Here is a 204-nt window from a genome sequence, read left to right as displayed (position 1 = left end):
TAGATGCAGAAGAAAGATTACATGTCTGTTTTACAATTAATGCAAGCATAATCAGTGTAAAACATTTTGCATGTGACTTGTTCCACTTTAGATATTTGTTTAAGATGAGATATAACTCATTGAAATGTGTCATCATATTCGTCTTCAGAAAACAAGTATTATGCCATTATTTCAATGAGTTATCTTTTTTTGTCGTGTACAAAG

At 29.4% G+C, this 204-nt stretch carries 1 pseudogene; it reads right to left on the bottom strand.

The window, feature by feature from the left end:
- A pseudogene (locus WFH18_RS18470) lies at positions 1 to 133 on the bottom strand (IS4-like element ISAba33 family transposase); the annotation flags it as partial.
- Positions 134 to 204 lie beyond the last annotated feature (71 nt).

Origin of the sequence: Acinetobacter sp. USHLN143 (genome assembly GCF_037145695.1) — a bacterium.
Lineage (GTDB): Bacteria > Pseudomonadota > Gammaproteobacteria > Pseudomonadales > Moraxellaceae > Acinetobacter > Acinetobacter fasciculus.
The sequence above is the reverse complement of the archived record's forward strand: the minus strand, read 5'-3'. Positions and strand labels throughout refer to the sequence as shown.